This window comes from Streptomyces sp. PA03-6a, from assembly GCF_033792765.1.
Taxonomy (GTDB): Bacteria; Actinomycetota; Actinomycetes; order Streptomycetales; family Streptomycetaceae; genus Actinacidiphila.
In genome coordinates this window covers 1-762 of sequence record NZ_JARAVK010000598.1, presented here as the reverse complement: position 1 = coordinate 762, position 762 = coordinate 1, and the positions used below count along the sequence as shown (strand labels likewise).

The 762-nt window shown below is 58.1% G+C and carries 1 rRNA gene; it reads right to left on the bottom strand.

The features are described 5' to 3' along the window. Positions 1-762 (bottom strand): 23S ribosomal RNA (locus tag PV350_RS46825); the annotation flags it as partial.

The following is a 762-nucleotide window of genomic DNA, read 5'->3' as shown; positions in this document are numbered from 1 at the left end:
GGACAAGCCCTCGGCTTATTAGTACCGGTCAGCTCCACCCATTACTGGGCTTCCACATCCGGCCTATCAACCCAGTCGTCTACTGGGAGCCTTAACCCCTCAAGGGGGTGGGAGTCCTCATCTCGAAGCAGGCTTCCCGCTTAGATGCTTTCAGCGGTTATCCCTCCCGAACGTAGCCAACCAGCCATGCCCTTGGCAGGACAACTGGCACACCAGAGGTTCGTCCGTCCCGGTCCTCTCGTACTAGGGACAGCCCTTCTCAAGACTCCTACGCGCACAGCGGATAGGGACCGAACTGTCTCACGACGTTCTAAACCCAGCTCGCGTACCGCTTTAATGGGCGAACAGCCCAACCCTTGGGACCGACTCCAGCCCCAGGATGCGACGAGCCGACATCGAGGTGCCAAACCATCCCGTCGATATGGACTCTTGGGGAAGATCAGCCTGTTATCCCCGGGGTACCTTTTATCCGTTGAGCGACGGCGCTTCCACAAGCCACCGCCGGATCACTAGTCCCTACTTTCGTACCTGCTCGACCCGTCAGTCTCACAGTCAAGCTCCCTTGTGCACTTACACTCAACACCTGATTGCCAACCAGGCTGAGGGAACCTTTGGGCGCCTCCGTTACTCTTTAGGAGGCAACCGCCCCAGTTAAACTACCCACCAGACACTGTCCCTGATCCGGATCACGGACCGAGGTTAGACATCCAGCACGACCAGAGTGGTATTTCAACGACGACTCCACCCAAGCTGGCGCTTGGG